Here is a 23469-nt window from a genome sequence, read left to right as displayed (position 1 = left end):
TTAAAAGCTTTGATGCGGACCAAACACTTCGTAATGAATGCGATCTTCGCTCACGCCAAGGCTTAGCAGCTGTTCTTTGACGAACATCATAAAACCTACAGGACCACATAAGTAGAAGTCACCCTCTGATAGCGGCAGTACTTCAGCCACTTGTGCCAGTTGCATTTGGCCGGCTAACACATGATCAGTGTTCTCAGGCGCATCGGTTTCATACCAAGTGTAGTAAGTCAGTGCTAACGTATCCGCTAAGCTGGCAACATGCTCGGCGAATGAGTGTTGTTGAGGGTTACGGCATGCGTGTAGGTAGAAAACAGGGTTTTTACTGCCTTGTGCCGCCAGCGTATCCAGCATTGCGTTCATTGGGGTTAAACCCACCCCTGCTGAGATCAGAACGACTGGACGTTCGCGCTCTTGGTAATGGAAGTCACCGGCTGGTGGCATTAATGCAACTTCATCGCCTTCTTGAACACTTTCGTGTAGATAGTTTGATACCACACCATTTTTCACATCGCTCAGCTCGCGTTTCACGCTAATACGGTAGCTTTTGCCATTCGGGGCCGTAGAAAGGCTGTATTGACGAATTTCATCGAATTCGTGATTGCTTGGATGTAACTTAATGCCCAAGTATTGGCCAGGTACGTAATCGACCACCGCAGCGCCATCCGTAGGCTCGAGCACAAAACTTGTTACCAACTCAGATTCAGGGTGTTTTTTGGCAACGCGGAAAGTACGGAAGTCATCCCAACCACCCTGCTTCGCCGCATTGGCTTTGTATAAATCACCTTCAATCTGAATAAACAGATCCGCCAGTTGTTGGTACGCTGCCCCCCATGCTTCTTCGATGTCTGGTGTGAACGCATCGCCCAGTAATTCACGTAGTGTTTCGATTAAGTGATGGCCGACGATTGGGTATTGATTAGGCTGAATGTTAAAACTGGTGTGCTTGTGAGCAATTCGCATCACGGCGCCCGTCAATACTTCTAAGTTATCGATGTGTGTCGCGTACGCGGCAATGGCATTAAACAAAGCTGCTGGTTGGCGGCCAGTGGCTTGATGCGACATATTGAACACGTCTTTAAGCTCAGGGTTGTGTGCGAACATACGCTTGTAAAAATGTTCGATGATAGCCGTACCAGCAGACGCTAAGACTGGGATAGTGGCTTTGACGGTGTCGATATGAGTTTGCGATAACATAAATAGGCTCCTAAGAACGCTCAAGGTAATAAGCTCGATTGACTGAGCAATTTTCATAACAATTACCTAGATCTATAGCGAAAACAGTGCCAGTTTTAATTTTCCTTAAAAATCATAAGGTTAATAAATTCAATAAATCTGATTTATGTCAATTTGACTCTTTTTAAGATATGTCATTATGCTTTAAATAGGTCAATATGACATATACAAGAACGAATCAGTGAGAACTCTATGATTGCCAGCGATAATCTGCTCCGTTTTGCCTTAGATCTTGCCAGCTCTGTCACGCTTGAAGATCGCTTTGAGCGGCTAATTCGTGCGGTGCGTGCCACCATTGAAAGCGATGCCGTGGTGTTGCTTGTGCATCAAGGTGAGCATCTTCAGCCGCTGGCGCAACAAGGCTTAGTGGATGATGTGATGGGTCGTCGTTTTGTGATTGCTGAGCACCCACGCTTCGCGGCCATCTGTGACTCGTATCAGCCAGTACGCTTTCCGACCGGCAGTACACTGCCTGACCCTTATGATGGCATGGTCGCCGGACACGATGACGGTCTGCCTGTGCATGCTTGTATGGGGATTCCTCTGTATGTTCAAGGGAAGCTACTGGGTGTTGTGACGCTCGACAGCATGTCCCCGGGAGTCTTTGATGACATTGATTCACGGGCACTGGACATTGTCGCGACGATGGCGGCGATGAGTCTTAACACGGCCATGTTGTTGGATCGCCTTGAGCAGAAATCGAAGCATGCGCAAAACCTACTTGTCGAATTAAACGAAGAAGCGCTGCTCAAAGAAGGCAGTGATATGGTTGGCAACAGTCAGAGTATGCAAACCCTTCGACAAAATCTTGAACTGGTCGCGCCCGCCGATCTTGCGGTATTGATTGAAGGTGAAACCGGTGTCGGCAAGGAACTGGCGGCGCGAACGCTGCATCGACTCTCGAAACGTGCCCAAGCGCCGATGGTGTACGTCAATTGTGCGGCCATTCCGGAAAGCTTGATTGAAAGTGAGCTGTTTGGTCATGTGAAGGGGGCGTTTACTGGTGCGGATCGGGATCGAACGGGCAAGTTTACGTTGGCCAATGGCGGCACCCTATTTTTGGATGAAATTGGTGAGCTGCCACTCGAAGCACAGGGGAGCTTGCTGAGAGCCATCCAAAACCAAGAAATTCAAGCCGTGGGGAAAGATACTGTCGAGTACGTCGATGTCCGCATAGTTGCGGCGACCAATCGTAACTTAAAACAAGAAGTCGCCGAAAAGCGTTTTCGAGCCGATTTGTACCACCGTTTGAGTGTGTTTCCGATTACTGTGCCGCCATTGCGAGAGCGTCAGGGCGATGTACTCTTGTTGGCAGGGTTTTTTGCCGAACAACTGCGTCGCAAGTTTGGCTTACAGCAAATTACCCTCAGTGCATCAGCACGTCAGCAATTGCAGCAGTATCCATGGCCAGGCAATGTCAGGGAGCTAGAACACGTACTCTCGCGTGCGGCGTTGTTAGCCAAACAACATACAAATCAAGGGATTACCTGCATTGACGTGACGCATTTGAGTGACCTGGATGCGTTTATAGCGGAGCCTGAACCTTGGGATACACTCGCGATAAGCGAGGATGAAAAGGATGCAGTTGAAACACTCGATTTGAAACAGGCCACAGAAGCTTATCAACGTCGTTTGATTCAACGGGCACTTGATCAATCACAGTTAAACTGGTCGCAAGCCGCACGCTTGTTGTCCATGGATAGAGCAAACTTAGTGCGTTTAGCGAAGCGCTTGGGTATCGAAGTCACTAAGCAGCGCAGTTGATACGCTGCTCATTAGAGGGGATTAAGATTGTGCGGCGTGTTGTGCTTGGCTGACTTGTTGAATACGCCCAGCTGGCACGCTAAATGCGGATACTAAGTATTCACGTAGGTCTTCAGGGTAGCCTAAATCACTGATCGCATCCGACATGCAGTTTAGCCAAACTAAGCGTTCGTGATCGTTGATCTTCAGGTGCGCATGGGCACGAGGCAGTGCGATTTGACCGTATTTCTTTGCATACAGACGTTCACCACCCAACCAACCATGCAAAAACAAGATGAGCTTATTAATCGAAGTCTCAATGGGTTGCGGATGCATGTCGTACAGCGGACGGTAAGTTGGTACTTCAGCCATAATGCGGTAAAAGTTATGCACCAGTTTGGTCAACCCTTCTAAGCCACCCACGGCTTGTAAGGTAGCATCGCCTTCACCGTATACGCTTGTTGTAGTCGCTTCAGTCATTTTTTTGTTCCGCAGCGGCTGCTTTATCCGCTTTCGCTTTGTCCATTTTGATGGAGTTGCGGTAACCGCCTAACGCCGCTAAAGCGCCAATGACTAAACTCATGTACATTGGAATATCAAACAACATGGTAATGCTGACAAAGACACAGCCAACGGCGAGGCCCTCAAGAACAGGTTTTAGTGCTTTTTTCATAAAATTCCCCAAAATTTTCGACGCTGAGTTTAGCAAAATACCGACTATTTTAAAGCAAATTGTGGAAAAAACACCCACTTATCCAGAAGTCAATATGTTTGCCTTGGGATACAAGATGAGCGGTTTGTTTTGTGGATAAACAAATTCAAAGAGTGGATTGTGGGTATAAATGGTGTTTATTTCCCTGGCTTGCAGTTGAAAACTTTCTAGTATTCCCTGTTTTGTGTATAAAGTGCTGTTATGTCCACAAGTGAATATTTTTCTTTGGCAGTGCATAAAACAACCACTTATCCACAATAAGTGGATATCCACAGACGACCTATTGTTGAGGCTTGTATTGTTTTATCAACATCTTATAAAGCGCTTTCAAAAAGACGGTGAATTGAACCTAAAAATTTGGCGCATGGCTTGGCCGCCGATGGTTGCCAATATCACCACGCCTCTATTGGGATTGGTGGATACGGCGGTCGTGGGTCATCTAGGGACAGCCGTACATCTTGGCGCTGTTGCCATTGGCGCGAGCATTTTTAGTTTTCTATTCTGGGCGTTTGGCTTTTTGCGTATGGGCTCCACCGGATTGACCGCGCAAGCGCTCGGCCGAGAGGATGGCCGCCAAGTTCGAGCATTGTTATTGCAGTCCATTACTATGGGCGTGGGACTCGGCTTGCTGCTGATTCTGTTGCAAACCCCAATCATTGAGCTTGCCCTCTACTTTATGGCACCCAGTGCTGAATTAGAGCCTTGGGCGAGAGCCTATTGTGAAGCGCGTATTTACAGTGCGCCTGCCGTGTTGGCGGGTTATGCGCTCATGGGATGGTTTTTCGGTGTACAGTATTCTAAAGGCCCGCTTTGGATGCTGTTGGTGATCAACATTGCCAATATGGTATTGGATTACGTGGCGGTGTATCAGTGGGACATGGCCAGTGTTGGCGTCGCTTGGGCGACCGTAGCGTCTCATTACTTGGGTGTTATGGTGGCGTTATTCTTCGCGGCGAAACAATTACGACGTTTTGACGGCCATGTGCCGTTAATCGACTTATCGAAATGGCGTACTTATATCGAATTGATACAAGTGAATCGTTATTTGTTTGTGCGCACGATTTTACTGCTTACCGTGATGAGCTTCTTTACCGCGCAAGGGGCTCGCCTAGGGGACTCGGTCCTAGCGGCCAACGCGGTGTTGCTGACCTTTCTAATGATTATCTCCAATGCTTTGGATGGCTTTGCTTTTTCCGTGGAAGCGCTGTGTGGCGAGTCTCTCGGCCGTAAGCAAAAAGCGCTGTTTCAAAAGGTGATACGGCTATCAACCTATTGGGCACTGCTCGCTGCTGTACTCTTGATGCTGATTTTTAGCGCTTTTGGCGGCATGATCATTGATTTACTGACCAATGTTGAATCGGTTCGCGCTGACGCCAAACTGTACCTGCCTTGGTTAATCGCTTTCCCACTGTTGGGTATTTGGTCGTATATGCTCGATGGTATTTTCATCGGCACGACCAGTGTGAAACAGATGCAAAACACCATGATCGCCAGTGTTCTAGGCATCTTCTTTCCATTGTGGTTTGTCACCCAAGGGTTCGGCAACCATGGCTTATGGTTCAGTATGGCGGTGTTCTTTGTCGCCCGCGCAATCACCCTTTGGTGGTGTTACCGCCGCAATATGAAAGCCGGCGTTTGGTTTGATGCATCATAACTTACCAATCGCCGTTTTCTGTGCGTCGTAAGGAGCGTTGAATACGTGATGCCTCGCGGCGCATTTCCAATAAGTTATCTTCAACAAATATCAGATGGGAGTGAACTGCGGCGCGGGCTTCCTCTGGTTGGCCTGCCATGATCGCATCGTACAACGCTTTATGCTGTGCCATAACGTGACCGCGTGCGGCTTTTTTTTCAAATAAGTTGGTTAAGTTCGCCGAAATACTTTTTTCCAATGTGGAGAACAGGCTGCGTAAAGTATGCAGCAGGACAACATTGTGAGCACATTCCGCAATGGCCATGTGAAATTCTGCATCGAGTTTGGATTCTTGGCTGGCATCTTCTCTAAGGTTTGCTTCCACGAGGGCGTCATAGCGTTTGGTGAGCATGACTTTGTCTGCATCGGTAGCGCGCAAAGCGGCGTAATAAGCCGATAGTCCTTCTAATGCGTCTCGAAATTCGAGTTGATCGTAGAGAAACTCATCGTGTGAACTGAGCAGCGCCTGTAATGGGTCAGTAAACGAAGACCCGAGTTGTTCTGACACGTACGTGCCACCGCCATGTTTGGAATTAAGCACACCTCGGGCGGCTAATTTCTGGATGGCTTCGCGTAACGACGGACGCGAGACTTCAAATCGTTCGGCTAATTCTCGCTCTGGCGGTAATTTTTGCCCCGGCTTAAACGTCCCTTCTAAAATCATGGTTTCCAGCTCTTGCATGATGATGTCTGAGATTTTTGGTTGCTTTACTCGCCCAAAGTTACGCTTTTCCATTGATAGCTGCCTTTTCTGCGGCTCTACGCCATTGGTTTGAATGAACTTTATATATTTGGTATTACCAATATTGGAGTTTTTAACATAATAATGGGGGTCTTTCAAATCATGTGGATAAGTTTAAAAGTGGTAAAACCAATGCTAATTTTCGCGAAAATGTCGACAAAAGTCTTAAATATAACCGGTTGACAAAATTATGACATGTTCTTATCTTTGCCATACTGTGATTAGGTAAATTGGTATGACCAATTTATTTGATCTTGGATAAACTCTTCAAATGACTGGGAGTATTTGAAGGGGAACGATAAAAATAACCATATCCAAATAAAGGTCTGACATATGAACACTACGGTTAAAACGTTGCTTACCGGCACAGCCTTGGCTGTTTCTCTTGCTTCACTCGCGCCACAAGTAGCGCTGGCGGCAGACAGTAAAGTGTTGCTGAAAGTCCCAGTGGCTTTCTCGACAAACTTGCCAAGCCTAGGCTCTCCAATTCTTAAAGTGGCTGATCAGTTAAAACTGGTGTCCAACAATACCCTGCGTATGAAAGTATACGAGCCTGGGAAATTGGTTGCGCCATTTGAAATTCTTGATTCGGTTTCTCGTGGCAAAGTAAACGCTGGTTTTACCCTAGCGGGTTACTGGGCCGGTAAGATTCCTGCCTCACCAATTTTCTCTTCTGTTCCATTTGGTCCTGAAGCGTCTGAGTATCTGGCGTGGATATACTACGGTAATGGTCTGAAACTGTATCAAGAGATGTACGATCAAGCGGGTTACAACGTTCACGTGGTGCCATGTGGTATTACACCGCCAGAAACCTCTGGTTGGTTTTCAAAACCTATTGAGAAGCCGGAAGACTTAGATGGCTTGCGCATGCGCTTCTTTGGCTTGGGTGGCAAAGTGATGGAGAAGCTGGGCGTATCGACGTCGCTACTGCCAGGCTCTGAAATCTTCCCCGCCCTTGAAAAAGGCGCCATTGATGCGACGGAATTCTCGATTCCTTCAGTCGATAAAAACATCGGTTTCCATAAAATCGTCAAGTACAACTACTTCCCTGGTTGGCATCAGCAAGCCACATTGGCAGAGCTGTTGATCCATAAAGACACATGGAATGACATGTCAGAAAGTCATCAAGCGCAAATTAACCAAGTATGTAAAGCCTCTGTTGCAGACTCCTTAGCACAAGGTGAAGCTGAGCAGTTTGCCGTGATGAAAGAAAACGTTGAAAAACGTGGTGTGGTGATCAAGCAGTGGAGCCCTGAAATGCTGAGTACGTTCAAGTCGGCTTGGGACGAAGTGGTGCTAGAAGAAACATCGAAAGACCCATTCTTTGCCAAAGTGTGGCAAGACCTATCTGAGTTCCGCGACGGTTATAAAGTATGGGGCGAAAACGCTTTTCTACCTCGATAACGCTATCTGAGTGATTGCCAAATGCCAGCAAGCTTTTGAGTTTGCTGGCTTTTCTGACTGATTTTACAGGAGAGTAGCGTGTCTCATTCTGATTCCGACGCTTTGCCAACTGTGCCCTTTGCAACCTTTCTAGAGAAAATTGTATTAGGCAGTGGGCGTCTATTTGCTTGGTCTTACGTCGCCTTGATTGCCGTCATACTGCTGCAAGTCGTGCTGCGCTATGGCTTTAACCATGGCATGGTGCTACTGGAAGAACTGCAATGGCATCTGTACGCCATTGGCGTCATGTTTGGTGTGTCCTATGCGCAAGTGACGAATAGCCATATTCGCGTGGATTTGCTGCATAACACCTTGTCTGCTCGTGCTCGTCATTTGTGGGAAGTCTTTGGCATTGTGTTTCTATTGTTCCCGTTTATCTATGTGGTCTTTGACACGAGCTTGCCGTTTGTCTACGACTCTTGGCGCATCAATGAAACCTCCGCTTCTCCGACAGGCCTGTCTTATCGTTGGCTGATCAAGTCGGTCATCCCATTGAGCTTTGCATTGCTGTTCTTATCAAGTTTGGCGCGTCTAATCCGTACCATTGCAGCACTGCGCCGAGGTTAACACTATGGAAATGAATGAAATTTTAGTCATCGCGATGTTTATTACCTTCATCGCGTTGCTGTTCACGGGCTTCCCTGTTGCCTTCGTTTTAGGCGGTGTGGGGGTAGCGTTTGCCTTCATTGGCTATCTATCTGACATCTACTTAGACACGTTCACGGGGTTAGATTATTTAACCTTAAGTTTGGTGGTCAACCGTATTTATAAAGTCATGGATAACTGGGTCATGGTGGCGTTACCCATGTTTATCTTCATGGGCATCATGCTGGACCGCTCCGGTGTCGCCGAGCGATTGATGCAATCGATTCAACAGCTGTTTGGTCGAGTGCGCGGTGGTTTAGCCATTACGGTGACGTTGATCGGTATTATCTTGGCGGCCTCGACGGGGATTGTTGGCGCGTCGGTGGTGTTATTGGGATTGATGTCGCTCCCTGCAATGCGTGCGCAAAATTACAACAAACCCTTAGCACTGGGCACCATTGCCAGCGCCGGTACACTGGGGATTTTGATTCCACCGTCGATCATGTTGGTGATCATGGCGGATCAATTAGCTCTGTCCGTGGGTGACTTATTTATGGGCGCGGTGGCTCCAGGCTTTTTGCTAGGTGCGATGTACATCTTTTTTATTCTCGCGGTGGGCATTATTCGCCCGAGCATGTTCCCTTTGCCTGAGGACGTGAAAAAAGTCGATTGGCCGATTATTTGGAACGTATTTAAAAGTATTTTGCCGCCAGTGGCATTGATCTTCGCCGTACTGGGGTCGATCTTCGCGGGTATTGCAACAGCAACGGAAGCTTCCGGTGTCGGTGCGTTTGGCGCAACGGTATTGGCATGGTGGAATAAGAAACTCAACTTCAGCGTTTTCAAGGACGTGTTGAAAGGCTCTTACAATACAACCGCTTACATTTTTGCGGTCTTCCTAGGCGCAACGTGTTTTGCCCTCGTTTTGCGTGAATTAGGGGGTGATGAGCTGATCGAATCTTGGCTGCATGCTCTGCCATTCGGTGACTACGGTATTATCGTCTGTGTGCTGTTGATTATCTTTCTGCTGGGCTTCTTCTTAGACTGGATCGAGATCACCTTGATCGTATTGCCATTACTGGCACCGGTCATTTCTGCGCTGGATCTAAACATCAACGGCTATGGCGTAATCGATAATCCAGAGCTGGTATGGTTCGTGATGTTGGTCGCGATGGCACTGCAGACCTCCTTCCTGACACCGCCGATGGGCTTCTCATTGTTTTATTTGAAAGGTGTGTGCCCGCCAGATGTGAAACTGTCAGACATCTACAAAGGGGTAGTGCCGTTTATTATCCTGCAGTTAATGGCACTGGCAATCATTGTCGCGTGGCCGCAGCTGGTACTATGGTTACCTGCAATGGCTTACGGCAGTTAGAGAAAAGGATAGAAGAGCGATATGAAACCGCAATATCAAGCGTTATACGACACCTTAGCGCAACGCATCGATCGCGAGCGTTTAATTCATGACCCGTTGCGCACCCTCGCTTACGGCACAGATGCGAGCTTTTACCGCCTTGTGCCGCAGCTTGTGGTACGTGTGCATGACGAAGACGAAGTGCGGTTCGTGCTGCAACAGACCCGTGCGCTTGATATTCCGGTGACGTTTCGTGCCGCCGGGACCAGTCTATCAGGGCAAGCCGTGACAGAATCGGTACTGATTCAACTGTCGGATCAATGGAAAGGCTATCGCATTCACGATCACGGCCATTCGGTGTCGTTGCAGCCCGGTATCATTGGTGCCCGAGCCAACCAGCTATTGGCGCCTTATCAACGCAAGATCGGCCCGGATCCAGCCTCGATCAATGCCTGTATGATTGGCGGCATTGCCGCCAATAACGCCAGTGGCATGTGTTGTGGTACCGCACAAAACAGCTACCACACCGTGAAAAGCATGCGCGTGATCATGGAAGATGGCACCTTGCTTGATACGTCCGATGAGCACAGTCGTACAGCGTTTCGCGAAAGCCACGCAGATTTGCTGTCTGAATTGGAAACACTTGCGGACAGCGTGAAAAATAACAGCGATTTAGCCAATAAAATCAGGCACAAATACAGGCTAAAAAATACCACAGGGTACAGTCTGAACAGTTTGGTCGATTTTGAGGATGCGTTCGACATTCTGACCCACTTAATGATCGGCTCAGAAGGCACACTGGGATTTATCAGTGAGGTGACCTATGAAACGGTTGAAGATCATCCGATCAAAGCCGCGGCACTGATTTATTTCCCTGATATGGAAGCGACCTGTCGTGCGGTGACGGTTCTAAAAAGCACGCCTGTCTCCGCGGTTGAACTGATTGACCGTGCTGGTCTTCGTACTGTCGCCGGCAAACCGGGCATGCCAGCTATTTTGGCGGACTTAGGCGATGACGTCGCTGGCCTGCTGATCGACGTTCGTGGCAGTACAGCCGATGAACTCGATCAAAAAGTACAACAGGTAACACAATCATTGCAGGGTATGAACGCGCTGTATGAGATTGAATTTACCCAAGAAAAAGCACTCTACGATACCTACTGGAAAATCCGCAAAGGCATGTTTCCCGCGGTGGGCGCCGTCCGGAAAGTTGGCACCACCGTCATCATTGAAGATGTCGCGTTTCCCGTGGAACAATTAGCGGAAGGCGTCGCGGAACTGCAGGGCGTCTTTCAAAAGTACGGTTACCGCGAAGCTATCCTGTTTGGCCACGCGCTAGAAGGCAACTTGCATTTTGTCTTTACCCAAGGCTTTGATGATCCGGCGGAAGTAACACGTTACGAAGCGTTGATGGATGAAGTGGCGCAATTGGTGGCGGTGAAATACAACGGCTCGCTAAAAGCAGAGCACGGCACGGGCCGCAACATGGCACCGTATGTGCTGCTGGAATGGGGGCAACAAGCTTACGACATCATGTGGCAGTTGAAAAAAGCCTTTGATCCTAAAGGCTTACTGAATCCCGATGTGATACTCAGTCATAACGCTAATATCCATGTGCAAAATCTAAAGCCCTTACCGCAAGCCAACGACAAGGTAGATACCTGCATCGAGTGTGGCTTCTGTGAGCACGCTTGCCCTTCCCGCGATCTGACCTTAACACCACGCCAGCGCATCGTACTGTGGCGTGAAATACAGCGTTTAGAGCGCTCTGGTGAATCGCCCCAGCGTCTTGCTGAGTTGCGAGAAGAATACAGTTACCAAGGCGTCGATACCTGCGCCGCGTGTGGCTTATGTTCAATGCAATGTCCTGTCGGCATTAATACGGGCGACCTGACTCGCGAGCTGCGACATGAGCGTTATCAGGACACCAAAGTTGGCTATTGGATCGCCGATCATTTTGCCGGCGTCACCAAAACCGCACGCACGGGGCTTGCTGTCGCGGGCACGATGCGAGGTGCCTTGGGTAACGGCGCTATGAAAGCGGTGACGGGCGTGGCCCATAAAGTCAGTGGCGGCATGGTGCCTAACTGGCATCCGCAAATGCCCACAGCCGCGTCTATGCCAAAACGTATTCCTATGGTCAATGACGAACGCCCCAGCGTCGTCTACATGCCCAGTTGTGCCACCCGTGTTATGGGCGCAGGCCCAGATGCTTCTGACAAACGTCCTGTGATGGAAGTCATGTTGTCTGTACTCGAAAAAGCGGGTTATAACGTGATTGTACCTAAAGACGTCGAAAACCAATGCTGTGGCATGGCGTTTCAATCTAAAGGCCAATTTAACGCAGCAGCGAAAAAAGCAAAGGATATCAACACGTTACTAATGGACGCCAGTCAAAAAGGCGCATTACCGATCGTGTGTGACACCAGCCCATGCTTACTCACCATGAAAGACACGCTGGATCCATCCTTGAAACTGTACGAGCAAGTACAGTTCCTTGCAGAGCAAGCGCTGCCGAAGCTTACTATTGAACGCAAAATCCCAAAAATGGCCCTGCACATCACCTGCAGCACCACCCGTATGGGCTTGGGTCAAACGTTTATCGACTTGGCGAGACAGTTGGCAGACGATGTTGTGATACCGCCTGATATTACCTGCTGTGGCTTTGCCGGAGACAAAGGATTCTCCACACCTGAGCTGAACCAAAGCGCACTCAAAACTCTGAAAAGCGCTGTACAAGACTGTGATGTCGGCTATTCCAACTCCCGCACCTGCGAGATAGGTTTAACCGAGCATTCGGGGATAGAGTACCAGTCGATCGTGTATCTAGTAGATCAACTGACACATTGAGCTCACCCCTTCCGGCACTGTCGCGTTTCGGGTTCCCTCCCCTTGTTTTTTTAAGGGGAGGGTTACAACCAAAACGTGGTGTATAACCCAAACACACAGACGAGTAACAGCGCCCAGCCGATGAATTTGAAGAACACAGGCGTTTCGGCCTTTTGAATTTTGTCGTAAAAATGCTGGCCGATCAGGTGCCCAATGAAAGCACAAGGCAGCAACCACAGCTGATGGATCAGTTGCAGATCGACGCCCGCAATCAGGAACGAGACCATCTTGATGCAGACCAAGATGAACCACAGCACAAACAAGGTATCGCGTAACTGATGGCGCGGTACTTTGGTGGCAAACACTGAAACAATCAATGGCGCGCCGATTAATGACGTGCCGCTCACATAACCACCCATCATCAGCAGACCGGTGCTGACAACAGGGCTGTTGCTGTAGAACGGTTTAGCCAGAATATAAGACACGGCAAACACCGCAACGATGATGAAAATCACCCCAGTCACAATGTCATGGGGCAAGGTCAGCAAACCAAATACACCGATCAATTTTGGGACAATCATAATCCCCAGCGCTTTGCGCAAATAGCCCCATGCGATATTGCCCGTAGCTTCGCCGTGCTCTGTGGTGGCGTGTTCCTGTTTGGCTTTTTGCGAGCCTCGCCAGGCGATCCAGCTCGAAAACACCAGTAAATGAATCGAAATGATGGGTAAAAATACCAGTGGGTCGTTATGGACGAGCAGTAGAAATGGCAATGCTAAGACGGCACCGCCAAAGCCTAATCCTGTACGGACAAAGCCGCTCCAAATAAAAATCCCTGCGATGGCAGCGTACTGCCACCAAACTAAATGTTCCATGATGAGGTGGTCTCGTTTGAATCTGAGTGGCTAAATTATGAGGGTTTGAACCACGCTTGGCTATGGAGAAAGGCCATCAACTCATCGCGTACCAGTGTTGCTCTGACAGATAAACTGCGGCGATACGGCCATACCACATAGATTTCGCGCGATCGACCACGCCATTCAGGTAGAACACGCTTGAGCTGCCCTGCTTGAATCTCGTCATACACAAGACTTTCGGGTAAAAACGTCACCCCGTGCCCATGTTTGACAAGGTTGACTGAGATGCGCATATCGTTACAGGTGTGGCGATGGGGCTTATCGATGGTTTGCTCCGCGCCAGACGCATCGTGAATCAAATGCCACTCATTAAACAGCTGCCCTGCAATACTTTGTGTTTGTTCCAGTTGCTCTATCGTCTCGGGAAAAGGCGACAAACTGGGTGAAGCCACCAATATTCCTTGTATTTCACCCACCTTACGTTGAATTAACGATTGATTGCTGGACTGGCCAGAGCGCAAAGCGAGGTCTGCTTGAGTATCTTGTAAGCTTTGAAAATCATTACTCAGCTCAATACGAAGTGAAATTTGTGGGTACTTGATGGCGAACAGAGGCCAAAACTCATCCAACGGCCCCGCACCAAGGTTCGTCGGCGCGAGGATCTTCACCTCCCCTTCTAAACTGTTTAGCGTGTGGTCCAAATCGGAGATACGTTGGTCGAGGGCTTCGATAAATTCCGCGCACTCACGATAATAAGACGCCCCCGTCGTTGTCAGCGTCAGGCCTTTGGTAGAGCGATGCAGCAACACCGAACCAAGGGTGCTTTCAAGATTCGCTATACGACGTGACACCGTTGCGATGGTCATACCCAACTTCTCGGCTGTTGCCGTCAGGCTTTTGGTTTGCGCCGCGGTGATAAAGATTTTTAGATCATCTAGCATTTTGCATATTTGTAAAAAGGGTTCTTAAAAGTGTCTATTTTTACCAATATAGCGATTTGTTATGCTGTATGCATTGTTAAACTTATGCAGTAACGCAGAGGCTTCCTATGAAACACCGTATTATTTTCGCCACCATGATGTCTTTTGTGCTGTCGTTGTTGATGTCCGCTTGGATTACTTTTTTGAACATTGGCCTGCACCCTGACTTTGTATCATTCTGGATGCACGCATGGGTATTGGCATGGCCGGCGGCGGGTGCGATTTCATTTTTATTCGCGCCCTTCTTGCATCAGCTGGCCCATCGCTTGGCGGAGAAAGTGTAAGCACTGAAAAAGACGCTGGTTTAATGGACGCCTTCCAGTTCCAATAGCACGGCTTTGCGTTCGAGCCCGCCCGCATAGCCTGTGAGTTTACCGTTGCTGCCGATCACTCGGTGGCACGGTACCACAATGGAAATCGGGTTTTTGCCATTGGCGAGCCCCACCGCACGCACGCCTTTCGGGTTGTCGATGGCATTCGCGATGTCTTGATAGCTGCGTGTTTCACCAAAAGGTATGGCGCAGAGCGCTTGCCAAACGCTTTGCTGAAACGGCGTTCCTTGAGCCGCCAGCGGCAAATCAAACACCGTCAGCTGGCCCGCAAAATACGCATCAAGCTGGCGGCAGGCTTCGATGGTCAGCTCAGATGGATTCGACGTATGCGCGCCCGACGCTTCGACAAATCGAATCGCCGTAATGCCCTCCTCAGTCGCTTGAATATGAATCAGTCCACATGGGCTTTGAAGGTATTGGTTGTACATAGCAGGCTCCTTATTTTTGATGACATCGGCCATGTGCCACAACTGAATGGCTAAATAACTGCGCCAGGGTGCCGCGCGCTCAGGTTGGATCGGCAGCGTATCGGTCATAGTGCGCACGATTAAGTCGCCGGCTAACGTTCTGTCTGGGTCGCTCAATCCGCGCATCATTATATAATCCAGCGTCCAAGGGCCAATGCCTTTTAACGCGAGTACGGCGTCGGGCGAAAAGTCTTTGGTGTCGGTAGTGGCCATATAATGGGCAAACGCTCGCAAGGTGTTTTTTCTCGCTTGCGGCATTTTAAAAAAGGCTAGGTCACTGGCCGCGACCGCCTCTGGCGTCGGAAACGTCAGGCCGAAGCCATTGTCTTGCCCTAAGGCTTGAGTCAGTTTGTTGATTTGGGAAATGGCCGCTTTCACCGCCACTTGCTGACCTAAAATGGCTCGGCACCCTGCTTCAAACACACTCCAAACACCAGGTAACCGCAGCCCTTCGACCGCCTCATCAGGGTTGATGCCCGCCGACAAGAGCGCTTGGAAAATAAGATCAGGATCGGCATTGAGGTCGAGCACGCGCGTTAACGTCGCCAGTATGTTAGGTGCCGCTTGCAACGTATCAATCGATACGCTCACTGCAAACCCATTGTGCTCGGGTTGATGCTCTGCATAAATCCAACCATTGACGCCATCCTCGCTAAATACACGTCGATAGCTGCTATCACGCACCTCTTCTACCTTGGTAATAGCGCGCCTACGCAAGAAGTCCCGAACCATCGCCCATGGGTAAGGCGGACGATACGCAAGAAAGAGCGTTAACTGAGGCACAGCTTGTTCTAAGCCGTCGGGGTTGGCGCGACGCAGTTGCGAAGGGGTTAATGACCAATGGTTTTTCATCGCGCTCTGCAAACGTCTGGCGGAGTGAAAGCCAACGCTCGATGCCACATCCTCAATCGGCAGACGGGTTTGCTGCAACAAACGCTTAGCAAACATTAGCTGATGGTAAAGCTGAACGCTCTTAGGCGACAGGCCTAACTCGGCATGAATCAATTTATGTAAGTAACGCTCGGAGATGCCCAAACGCTCGGCAATCGTGCTAATCGGCTCCGGTGGCAGATTCGACAGCAGCGTTTGCGCTCGCGTGGCCGTGGTTTGAACGCCCTGCCAAGCACAGGAACCGGGCGCACTGTCGGGTCGGCAACGTAAGCACGGTCGAAAACCATCGCGCATCGCTTCAAGTGCTTGCAGATAGTAGGCAACGTTGGATTCGTTCGGCAAACGCGCAGGGCAAATAGGACGACAGAAAATCCCCGTACTTTTGACCGCCACGAAAAATGTCCCGTCAAAGCGCGGATCACGCGCCAGCCTTGCTTGCTGAAAGGCCGATCGCTGCTGACTAGAAAGCGTATTACTGCTCATCCCGATTACCCATTAAAAAAGAGTGTCAGCAACAGTGTAAAGCAACACCCCCGAAAACATGCGACGAAATCGGAACTCAATAGAACCCCTTCACATCTGTGGGTTGGCGATACCACGCATTTGCTTCGCTTAGCAAAGCGTTTGTATGACCCGATTGTATCGGGGACACGTTGTACGACCTCGCTGTGCGAGGGAATCCGCCCCCGCTCCGCTTCACATCTGTTGGTTTGAGCTGCCATGCATTTGCTTCGCTTGCGCAATGTCTCATGCCGAGACCGTCAGCGCGAATCAAACGCATGACATCGCTTAGGAAAGCATTTGTACGACCCGATTGTATCGGAGACACGTAGTACGACCTCGCTGCGCGAGGGAACCCGCCCCCGCTCCGCATCTAACCTGCTGGTTTGCAATGCCATGCATTTCCTTCGCTTGCGCAATGTCTCGTGTCGGGACCGTCAGCGCGAATCAAACTCACGGCATCGCTTAGCAAAGCATTTGTACGACCCGATTGTATCGGGGACACGTTGTACGACCTCGCTGCGCGAGGGAATCCACCCCTGCTCCACTTCTCATCTGCGGGTTGGAGCAGCCATGCATTTCCTTCGCTTGCGCAATGTCTCGTGCCGAGACCGTCAGCGCGAATCAAACGCATGGCATCGCTTAGCAAAGCGTTTGTACGACCCGATTGTATCGGGGACACGTAGTACGACCTCGCTGTGCGAGGGAACCCGCCCCCGCTTCGCTTCACATCTGCTGGTTGGAGCTGCCATGCATTTCCTTCGCTTGCGCAATGTCTCGTGCCGAGACCGTCAGCGCGAACCAAATGCATGGCATCGCTTAGCAAAGCGTTTGTACGACCCGATTGTATGATAGCTAGGAGTATTCACTCCCCGTAATGTGACCGTGCTCTGATAATCACCACGACACAGCGGCCATTCTCGATCCGGTAGACGATTCTGTCTTGAAAGCTTAAGCGAACCGAGTAATAGCCCTTTAGGTCGCCGACGAGTGGCTTGCCAGTTTCAGGAGCGACAGAGATTTTGTGGCGCAGAATATCTTTTAGCTTGTCCTTAAGCTTTGGGGTTAGCTTGGCAATATCCTTTTGCGCCTGTTTGGTGAACTCTATATGGTAGGGCTTCTCTGTCACAGAGGTTCCCCAAACACATCGTCAAAGCTATCGGTTTGGCCTTCATCGGCTTCTTTAACAGATTGATCGAATGTCTGTTTGAAATGGGGTTGTGACAGCAAATGTAGCGTTTCTTGCAAACTTTCGTAGTCTTCTGCAGACATGATCACCGCATTGCCAGTCTTATGTTGTACCTCAATGATCTCGTGCTGCTGATTGGTTTGTTTAATCAACTCGAAAAATGATTTTCGAGCTTCTGTCGCCGTCATGGTTACCATGATGAATATCCTCTATGAACGTACCATAAAGCGTACCACTTAGTATTTTGAGAAGTATATTAGTATTTAGCTATTCAGATAAACTATTGGTCGCTTTTTAAGCTATCGGGGACACGTTGTACGACCTCGCTGCGCGAGGGACCCCGCCCCCGCTTCGCATCTAACCTACTGGTTTGCAATGCCATGCATTTCCTTCGCTTGCGCAATGTCTCGTGCCGAGACCGTCAGCGCGAATCAAACGCATGACATCGCTAGCAAGGCTTTTGTACGACCCGATTGTATCGGGGACAAAGCAGCGTCCTAGATGATAATAAGCAGGGTTCAAACTACTATTAGCCTGTTTTGATTGGCACTCATTTGAAAATAGATTAGTGTGTCAGCATAGCGTCAAGGAAGACGAGAGCTACACATCTTTTCCTCTCCCTGACTCGCACGGTTATTTAGAAAAACGCGCATACTTGTTTTTACAGTGAGAGAGCGCCTGAAGATTCTTTTTAACCCTGTAATAATCAAATGTTTAGCAACCTTAGCCTTAAGGTGCTAAACAGAATAACCCGCACGTACGGTATGTTGCATAAACGAGCATTCGCGCTATTAAGCTGTTAGTACACTAAGTAACCATAGAGGGAGTCGAAATTGAAAGAATTGAAAAACAAACCAGAAACAGTCTCTGATCTACAAGAATACCTGAAAAGCCTGTACGGCGATGTCAATGCGGGTCGTGATGTAGAGTACATCTTTTCATACCTGTTTAGGAATGTTTCGTACCTCTCTCGAGCCATACCAAGGAAACAAAATTGTGTCCAAAACTTTATAAAAACATTTTCTTGGCTTTTTGCTATAGCTAATAAATTAGAAATTGATCTTCAAGAGTCATATTTGCGGAAATACCCTGAAGTTTGCCCCTATTGCATTACGAGCCCCTGCGTTTGCTCAAAAACAAATAAGAAGCCTGTTTCGTATATAAAAGAATGGAAAATACAGGAAGAGCTTGGTATTAAATATAATATTGCTAGGTCGGCAAACCCTAACCCTTCGATTGACTCATTTGTTAAAAAGACAAACGATCTATATCCTGCAAATACACATATTTGGAAGGCTGCAGGGCCAACTTTTCATTTCTTTAGGCTTCTAGAGGAGCTAGGGGAGGTTCACGAAGCATACACTTCGTTTTGTAAAGGAACAAAAAATAAAATTGAAATTGAAAATGAGCTTGCTGATTGCTTTGCATGGATATTATCCGCTTGGGGAATCTACTATTTAGGAGAAAGCTTACAGGATAGTTTTATTACCTACTACTACAATTCGTGCCCTGTTTGTAGCTCTGATCCATGTAAGTGCGAAGCATATTCTGATAGAGGAGAGATGCTCGTTAAGATTGAGGAATTAAGGCTGTATCGCGATAAAGTCGCCGAACTAATCGAAGCTGCGCCTGACCATAGTGAGCTTCTTAAAAGTGTAATCGAAGATTTAGAGTTTGCAGAAAAACAGGGGAATACCACAGTCGCGATAAGTGCAATTAAGCAAAGTGAATCCGCTCTGCAAAAGGTATCAGGAGAGCTAAAGCACGTTGATAGCTCCGCAAAGTCTATAAAATCAATTATTTCATCGGCTACCGCCATACTTCAAAGTTTCAACTGGCTTTCCTAAGTGCCGGCTTTTGGGTTTGTACTAACAAACAGCTCAAACCGACCTTCACTGCGTTGCTCGTTTTGTGCGTTACCGCTACGCTTGCACAAAACAATCAACTCCGTTCCGGCGGCTTAGCTGGGCGTGGGCAGGAACAAAACTTAACTGCCCGCCCCCTCATCGCTTCTTAACTTCCAACCCTAGCTCAAATCCGCAGGCTTTGGCGTACTTAAGTAAAGTCTGCCAGCTTGGGTTGGCGTTGCCTCGCTCTAGTCGGCTAATGTTGCTTTTTTGCGTGTGCATGCGTTCGGCGACTTGTTCTTGAGTAAGGCCAGCTTTGGTGCGCATGGAAAGCAGTTGATCGATTAAGGAAAACTCGCTTTCTAAGTTGTTGTATTCGTCACGCACCTCAGGGTTCGACAAAGCACGTTGTTTGAGATCTTTTAAACTCATTTCGACTGCACCTCTTTTTGTCTATGCTTGGCTATGGTCAATTCTTTTTTAGGCGTCTTTTGGCTTTTTTTGACAAATGCGTGCAAGACTATAATTTCATTACCTTTTAAGTAGCAAAACAAGCCTCGTCCAATACCTTCTTGTGCTTTTGCCCGTATCTCGAATAATCCATCGCCCATCGGCTCTGTATGGGGAGAACCTAGGTTGGCACCGTGGCGCTCCATGAGCTCTAATAATCGAATCATTCTTGCTTGTATTTTGGGTGGCATTGATAAGATTGACTCTTCAACGCCACTGTAAAACTGTAACTTCCAACTCATGATTCCCTCCATGAAAAGTTATCCTTTATGATAACTTTTGTTGGTTGTTTTTTCAACAATTCTACTCAAGCTAATCGGGGTCGGATGAAAATAACCACTGAATGTTTTGATGCAAAAGCCTTGGGTGGTCTATTGCAAATCAGCGCTTGAATATCGCTCGACCTTGGTGACGTATTTAGCACGCTATAGCCATCGTATTGCCTTATCTAACAACCGCTTCCAAGTGTGGAACAACGACAAAATCAGCCTTCAATATCGAGACTATCGTTCCGGCAAGCAATCGCTTTTAACACTCACGCCACAAGAACTGGTAAGGCGTTTTTTACTGCATGTCTTACCCAAAGGATTTATGAGAATCAGGCACTATGGCTGTTTATCGAATGCCATAAGAGCCAAGGTGAAGAAGCGGGTAGATAATCAGTTAGAGATATACGAACCGCGAACCAAGAACGACAGTGAAAAGGCAGCTGAATCAGGATGTTCGTGTCCTGCTTGTGGCGAGCGTGCTGTGATGTATCTTGGTGATGTCACTGAGAATAAAGCGGCAAAAATGGTCCCCATGTTGTCATGGGACAATAGCAGTTAGCGTTAGCAAACGGCGAGATCAGCGTATAAAAACAGATCAGGTCAAAAGGCCTGAGGGAATCGCTTGCCTCACAAGTCAAATCACGCTACAAAAGGGTTTATTATGAACCAACATAGCGGCGATCAAAGACGATCTGAAGCGGCATAGTCCAAACAGACTTTGGTATTAAGCGAGTTATTTTACAGGGACGTCCTACCATGAAAAAAGCAAATCCCCTATATAGACAACGCAGCCGTTCAACAGTGGGTTATAGCCGCAGCTACGCTGCCGTATAACCCTTAATTGTTAGCTTACAAGGAATATTATGACCACTTTAGATCATTTAACTAATTGGGATATTGAGTTGGTTAAGAAAGTAGTAGACCACTTGAATGAGTTCGGGATTGTATCGGATGAAGATAGTTATGGCTTTCCATCTACTTGGATTGAAAGGTGGTCAGATGCATGTACCGATTACTTAAAAACACATGGCTACGAAGGTGGGCCTTTATCTGATATTAGTGAATATTTTCAGGGGTATGGTGCGGTATATGGTCTATTTAATACAACTGGTATTAGCTATAAGTCCGCAGGTGAATACATCACTAAATTAGCAACTAGCAAAATGTAAGCTAACAAGCAGCTAAAGTCGGAAAAATTACCGCCTGCCATCGCTTCGCGATTATGGCAAACGTCAATTTTCCACTTAGCTGGGCGTTATGTTTCCATCGTTCTCCACCAGCTTGTTACGGCGCGTGCAAGTAATCGGGGTCAGATGAAAAATAGCCGTAACTGCCCGCCCCCTTATCGCTTCTTAACTTCCAACCCCAGTTCAAATCCACAGGCTTTGGCGTACTTAAGTAACGTCAGCCAGCTTGGGTTGGCGTTGCCTCGCTCTAGTCGACTAATATTGCTTTTTTGCGTGTGCATACGTTCGGCGACTTGTTCTTGAGTAAGGCCAGCTTTGGTGCGCATGGAAAGCAGTTGATCGATTAAGGAAAACTCGCTTTCTAAGTTGTGGTATTCGTCACGTACCTCAGGGTTCGACAAAGCACGTTGTTTGAGATCTTTTAAACTCATTTCGATTGCACCTCTTTTTGTCTTTGCTTGGCTATGGTCAATTCTTTTCTAGGCGTCTTCTGGCTTTTTTTGACAAATGCGTGCAAGACTATAATTTCATTACCTTTTAAGTAGCAAAACAAGCCTCGTCCAATACCTTCCTGTGCTTTTGCCCGTATCTCGAATAATCCATCGCCCATCGGCTCTGTATGGGGAGAACCTAGGTTGGCACCGTGGCGCTCCATGAGCTCTAATAATCGAATCATTCTTGCTTGTATTTTGGGTGGCATTGATAAGATTGACTCTTCAACGCCACTGTAAAACTGTAAAACTGTAACTTCCAACTCATGATTCCCTCCATGAAAAGTTATACTTTATGATAACTTTGGTTGGTTGTTTTTTCAACAATCCTATTAGTGCTAAAACCAGAAGTAATTTGGGTCAGATGAAAAATAGTCCCAATAATTGTTCCAACAAATGAGCAAGTAAAAGAAGCATTGGATATTCTTGGCATGGATTACGATAGTTTCCAGTGCTTCTACTGTGGTGCTACTGCTTCGGAGTGGAATCACTTGCGTTAAGAGCAATCAACTACGCGCCTGCTGAGCCGGACGCTACTACTTCGCGCCGGTTATTGCGGCATTAGCAGCACTGTAAAGTGATGCACAATATCCTGTACATGTACTTAGTCTTAAACTAAACTTGTCCCATATATTGTACAAGTGAGGTGCAAAATGAGAATAGTCTCTTTTACCGAAGCCCGAAATAGCCTAAAAGCCGTTTTGGATAATGTCATTAACGATGCGGATACGACTGTAATCACTCGTCGTGACTCTGAAGATGCTGTGGTAATGTCATTGGATTACTACAACAGTCTTATGGAAACGGTTCATTTACTTCGTTCTCCAGCGAACGCTGAACACTTAAATCGTTCAATTGCACAGTTTAAAGCGGGTAAAACGACCCAGCGAGAACTTATTGATGAGTGACAGGCTATTATCATGGACTGATGAAGCTTGGAATGGTTACGTTTATTGGCAGACTCAAGACAAGAAAACCTTGAAACGTATCAATAAGCTAATTGCCGATGTAAAGCGCACTCCATTTGCTGGGATTGGAAAACCGGAACCTCTTAAAGAAAACCTTTCAGGCTTCTGGTCTCGCAGAATAGATGATACCAATCGTTTGGTATATGCCGTGGATGATACAGCAATTACGGTTATTTCGTGCCGTTATCATTACTAGTAATTACCCTTTCTTTGGGCGTTAAGTATTCAAGGAATACGCATGAGATTAGTTGTTATATATAAAGACAAGCTTGAGATGGTGGGTCATTGAAGTAATCGGGGGCAGATGAAAAATAGCCCAAAATAAGCGCCATTAAGTTTTCACCGTTTAAGCGGGCGTTATGCTGCTACAAGGAGATGAGTCGTGGGGTTCTCAGAATCTGAAAAAGCCGCTTTGTTAGCGGTGAAAGGTGTTGGGCCTACTGTGGTTAGGAGGTTTGAAGAAATCGGCATTGATTCCTTCGAGGCGTTATCTGCGCACACTGCAAAAAATGTCGCAGAAATGGTGGCTTCAATGCTGAGAACCAGCTGTTGGAAAAATAGTCCTCAAGCATTGGCGGCTGTTGAAGCTGCCATCTCGCGAGCGAAAGAAGGTCTTTAGCATTGCTCAGCTTGAACGGTTACTGGG

At 47.9% G+C, this 23469-nt stretch carries 26 protein-coding genes and 1 pseudogene; 14 read left to right on the top strand and 13 right to left on the bottom strand.

Annotated features, from left to right (window positions below; genetic code table 11):
- The gene (gene hmpA / locus ACPUEK_RS02840; RefSeq protein ID WP_425642268.1) at nt 1-1194 is read right to left on the bottom strand and encodes an NO-inducible flavohemoprotein; all 1194 of its coding nucleotides are present in this window, start codon (nt 1192-1194) and stop codon (nt 1-3) included.
- Between the two features lie 231 nt (nt 1195-1425).
- Between hmpA and norR the strand changes: the two genes are divergently transcribed.
- Entirely contained in the window at nt 1426-2997 is a 1572-nt protein-coding gene (norR, locus tag ACPUEK_RS02835; RefSeq protein WP_425642267.1) for a nitric oxide reductase transcriptional regulator NorR, read from the top strand.
- A gap of 21 nt (nt 2998-3018) precedes the next feature.
- On the opposite strand, the gene ACPUEK_RS02830 is transcribed toward norR, so the two are convergent.
- Together ACPUEK_RS02830 and ACPUEK_RS02825 are read right to left on the bottom strand one after the other, a co-directional pair.
- The gene (locus ACPUEK_RS02830) at nt 3019-3456 is read right to left on the bottom strand and encodes a group II truncated hemoglobin (RefSeq protein ID WP_425642266.1); all 438 of its coding nucleotides are present in this window, start codon (nt 3454-3456) and stop codon (nt 3019-3021) included.
- On the bottom strand, nt 3449-3649 hold the full coding sequence (locus tag ACPUEK_RS02825; protein WP_067035328.1) for a hypothetical protein: 201 nt from the start codon (nt 3647-3649) through the stop codon (nt 3449-3451). Before ACPUEK_RS02825 ends, ACPUEK_RS02830 begins: the two co-directional genes overlap by 8 nt.
- A 403-nt stretch (nt 3650-4052) precedes the next feature.
- Here ACPUEK_RS02825 and ACPUEK_RS02820 point away from each other — a divergent pair, with 403 nt between their 5' ends.
- Nucleotides 4053-5342, top strand: coding sequence for an MATE family efflux transporter (locus ACPUEK_RS02820; protein WP_425643048.1), 1290 nt, complete (start codon nt 4053-4055; stop codon nt 5340-5342).
- A gap of 1 nt (nt 5343) precedes the next feature.
- On the opposite strand, the gene ACPUEK_RS02815 is transcribed toward ACPUEK_RS02820, so the two are convergent.
- Nucleotides 5344-6117: a GntR family transcriptional regulator gene (locus ACPUEK_RS02815; RefSeq protein WP_067035325.1), complete on the bottom strand. Its 774-nt coding sequence runs from the start codon at nt 6115-6117 to the stop codon at nt 5344-5346.
- Between the two features lie 339 nt (nt 6118-6456).
- Here ACPUEK_RS02815 and ACPUEK_RS02810 point away from each other — a divergent pair, with 339 nt between their 5' ends.
- From ACPUEK_RS02810 to ACPUEK_RS02795, 4 genes are all read left to right on the top strand, one after another.
- Nucleotides 6457-7527: a TRAP transporter substrate-binding protein gene (locus ACPUEK_RS02810; protein ID WP_425642265.1), complete on the top strand. Its 1071-nt coding sequence runs from the start codon at nt 6457-6459 to the stop codon at nt 7525-7527.
- Between the two features lie 78 nt (nt 7528-7605).
- Complete coding sequence (locus ACPUEK_RS02805) at nt 7606-8133, top strand: TRAP transporter small permease subunit (protein ID WP_067035319.1); 528 nt, start codon at nt 7606-7608, stop codon at nt 8131-8133.
- 4 nt (nt 8134-8137) lie between these two features.
- Nucleotides 8138-9526 carry a TRAP transporter large permease gene (locus ACPUEK_RS02800; protein ID WP_067035316.1) on the top strand — a complete coding sequence of 463 codons (1389 nt, stop codon included), beginning with the start codon at nt 8138-8140 and terminating at the stop codon, nt 9524-9526.
- A gap of 21 nt (nt 9527-9547) precedes the next feature.
- Complete coding sequence (locus ACPUEK_RS02795) at nt 9548-12355, top strand: FAD-binding and (Fe-S)-binding domain-containing protein (RefSeq protein WP_425642264.1); 2808 nt, start codon at nt 9548-9550, stop codon at nt 12353-12355.
- Nucleotides 12356-12417: 62 nt separating this feature from the next.
- On the opposite strand, the gene ACPUEK_RS02790 is transcribed toward ACPUEK_RS02795, so the two are convergent.
- Together ACPUEK_RS02790 and ACPUEK_RS02785 are read right to left on the bottom strand one after the other, a co-directional pair.
- Nucleotides 12418-13209 carry a TSUP family transporter gene (locus ACPUEK_RS02790; protein WP_425642263.1) on the bottom strand — a complete coding sequence of 264 codons (792 nt, stop codon included), beginning with the start codon at nt 13207-13209 and terminating at the stop codon, nt 12418-12420.
- A 35-nt stretch (nt 13210-13244) separates the two neighbouring features.
- The gene (locus ACPUEK_RS02785; protein WP_067219101.1) at nt 13245-14132 is read right to left on the bottom strand and encodes a LysR family transcriptional regulator; all 888 of its coding nucleotides are present in this window, start codon (nt 14130-14132) and stop codon (nt 13245-13247) included.
- A 107-nt stretch (nt 14133-14239) separates the two neighbouring features.
- Here ACPUEK_RS02785 and ACPUEK_RS02780 point away from each other — a divergent pair, with 107 nt between their 5' ends.
- Nucleotides 14240-14455 (top strand): DUF2798 domain-containing protein, encoded by a 216-nt coding sequence (locus tag ACPUEK_RS02780; protein ID WP_425642262.1) that lies wholly within the window; start codon nt 14240-14242, stop codon nt 14453-14455.
- A gap of 20 nt (nt 14456-14475) precedes the next feature.
- Here ACPUEK_RS02780 and ACPUEK_RS02775 read toward each other — a convergent pair whose 3' ends face one another.
- Nucleotides 14476-16344: a methylated-DNA--[protein]-cysteine S-methyltransferase gene (locus ACPUEK_RS02775; protein ID WP_425642261.1), complete on the bottom strand. Its 1869-nt coding sequence runs from the start codon at nt 16342-16344 to the stop codon at nt 14476-14478.
- Nucleotides 16345-16935: 591 nt separating this feature from the next.
- Here ACPUEK_RS02775 and ACPUEK_RS02770 point away from each other — a divergent pair.
- Nucleotides 16936-17214: a hypothetical protein gene (locus ACPUEK_RS02770; RefSeq protein WP_425642260.1), complete on the top strand. Its 279-nt coding sequence runs from the start codon at nt 16936-16938 to the stop codon at nt 17212-17214.
- Nucleotides 17215-17227: 13 nt separating this feature from the next.
- Here the strand turns inward: ACPUEK_RS02770 and ACPUEK_RS02765 are convergent, their stop codons facing one another.
- Both ACPUEK_RS02765 and ACPUEK_RS02760 read right to left on the bottom strand, forming a co-directional pair.
- On the bottom strand, nt 17228-17491 hold the full coding sequence (locus tag ACPUEK_RS02765) for a type II toxin-antitoxin system mRNA interferase toxin, RelE/StbE family (protein WP_425642259.1): 264 nt from the start codon (nt 17489-17491) through the stop codon (nt 17228-17230).
- Nucleotides 17488-17748, bottom strand: a complete 261-nt coding sequence (locus ACPUEK_RS02760) for a type II toxin-antitoxin system Phd/YefM family antitoxin (RefSeq protein ID WP_067093856.1) — start codon at nt 17746-17748, stop codon at nt 17488-17490. The genes ACPUEK_RS02765 and ACPUEK_RS02760 overlap by 4 nt, the downstream gene beginning before the upstream one ends.
- Before the next feature lie 636 nt (nt 17749-18384).
- Here ACPUEK_RS02760 and ACPUEK_RS02755 point away from each other — a divergent pair.
- Nucleotides 18385-19398: a hypothetical protein gene (locus tag ACPUEK_RS02755; protein WP_425642258.1), complete on the top strand. Its 1014-nt coding sequence runs from the start codon at nt 18385-18387 to the stop codon at nt 19396-19398.
- A gap of 156 nt (nt 19399-19554) precedes the next feature.
- Here the strand turns inward: ACPUEK_RS02755 and ACPUEK_RS02750 are convergent, their stop codons facing one another.
- On the bottom strand, nt 19555-19830 hold the full coding sequence (locus tag ACPUEK_RS02750; protein WP_425642257.1) for a helix-turn-helix domain-containing protein: 276 nt from the start codon (nt 19828-19830) through the stop codon (nt 19555-19557).
- Nucleotides 19827-20150 (bottom strand): type II toxin-antitoxin system RelE/ParE family toxin, encoded by a 324-nt coding sequence (locus ACPUEK_RS02745; RefSeq protein ID WP_425642256.1) that lies wholly within the window; start codon nt 20148-20150, stop codon nt 19827-19829. Before ACPUEK_RS02745 ends, ACPUEK_RS02750 begins: the two co-directional genes overlap by 4 nt.
- A 97-nt stretch (nt 20151-20247) precedes the next feature.
- Here ACPUEK_RS02745 and ACPUEK_RS02740 point away from each other — a divergent pair.
- A pseudogene (locus ACPUEK_RS02740) lies at nt 20248-20736 on the top strand (IS91 family transposase); the annotation flags it as partial.
- Between the two features lie 304 nt (nt 20737-21040).
- Nucleotides 21041-21346 carry a hypothetical protein gene (locus tag ACPUEK_RS02735; protein WP_425642255.1) on the top strand — a complete coding sequence of 102 codons (306 nt, stop codon included), beginning with the start codon at nt 21041-21043 and terminating at the stop codon, nt 21344-21346.
- Nucleotides 21347-21519: 173 nt separating this feature from the next.
- Here the strand turns inward: ACPUEK_RS02735 and ACPUEK_RS02730 are convergent, their stop codons facing one another.
- On the bottom strand, nt 21520-21795 hold the full coding sequence (locus ACPUEK_RS02730) for a helix-turn-helix domain-containing protein (protein WP_067093865.1): 276 nt from the start codon (nt 21793-21795) through the stop codon (nt 21520-21522).
- Nucleotides 21792-22118 (bottom strand): type II toxin-antitoxin system RelE/ParE family toxin, encoded by a 327-nt coding sequence (locus tag ACPUEK_RS02725; protein ID WP_425642254.1) that lies wholly within the window; start codon nt 22116-22118, stop codon nt 21792-21794. Before ACPUEK_RS02725 ends, ACPUEK_RS02730 begins: the two co-directional genes overlap by 4 nt.
- A 390-nt stretch (nt 22119-22508) precedes the next feature.
- Between ACPUEK_RS02725 and ACPUEK_RS02720 the strand changes: the two genes are divergently transcribed.
- The 3 genes from ACPUEK_RS02720 to ACPUEK_RS02710 all read left to right on the top strand — a co-directional run bounded on the left by ACPUEK_RS02720 (nt 22509) and on the right by ACPUEK_RS02710 (nt 23442).
- Nucleotides 22509-22763 carry a type II toxin-antitoxin system Phd/YefM family antitoxin gene (locus tag ACPUEK_RS02720; RefSeq protein ID WP_067093868.1) on the top strand — a complete coding sequence of 85 codons (255 nt, stop codon included), beginning with the start codon at nt 22509-22511 and terminating at the stop codon, nt 22761-22763.
- A complete protein-coding gene (locus tag ACPUEK_RS02715; protein ID WP_067093871.1) occupies nt 22756-23019 on the top strand; it encodes a Txe/YoeB family addiction module toxin in 264 nt (87 codons plus the stop codon). Before ACPUEK_RS02720 ends, ACPUEK_RS02715 begins: the two co-directional genes overlap by 8 nt.
- A gap of 186 nt (nt 23020-23205) precedes the next feature.
- Nucleotides 23206-23442 carry a hypothetical protein gene (locus ACPUEK_RS02710; RefSeq protein ID WP_067219136.1) on the top strand — a complete coding sequence of 79 codons (237 nt, stop codon included), beginning with the start codon at nt 23206-23208 and terminating at the stop codon, nt 23440-23442.
- The last annotated feature ends 27 nt before the right edge of the window (nt 23443-23469 follow it).

Origin of the sequence: Marinomonas gallaica, assembly GCF_049821165.1 — a bacterium.
GTDB lineage: Bacteria > Pseudomonadota > Gammaproteobacteria > Pseudomonadales > Marinomonadaceae > Marinomonas > Marinomonas gallaica.
This window is presented reverse-complemented; position numbering and strand designations above follow the sequence as displayed.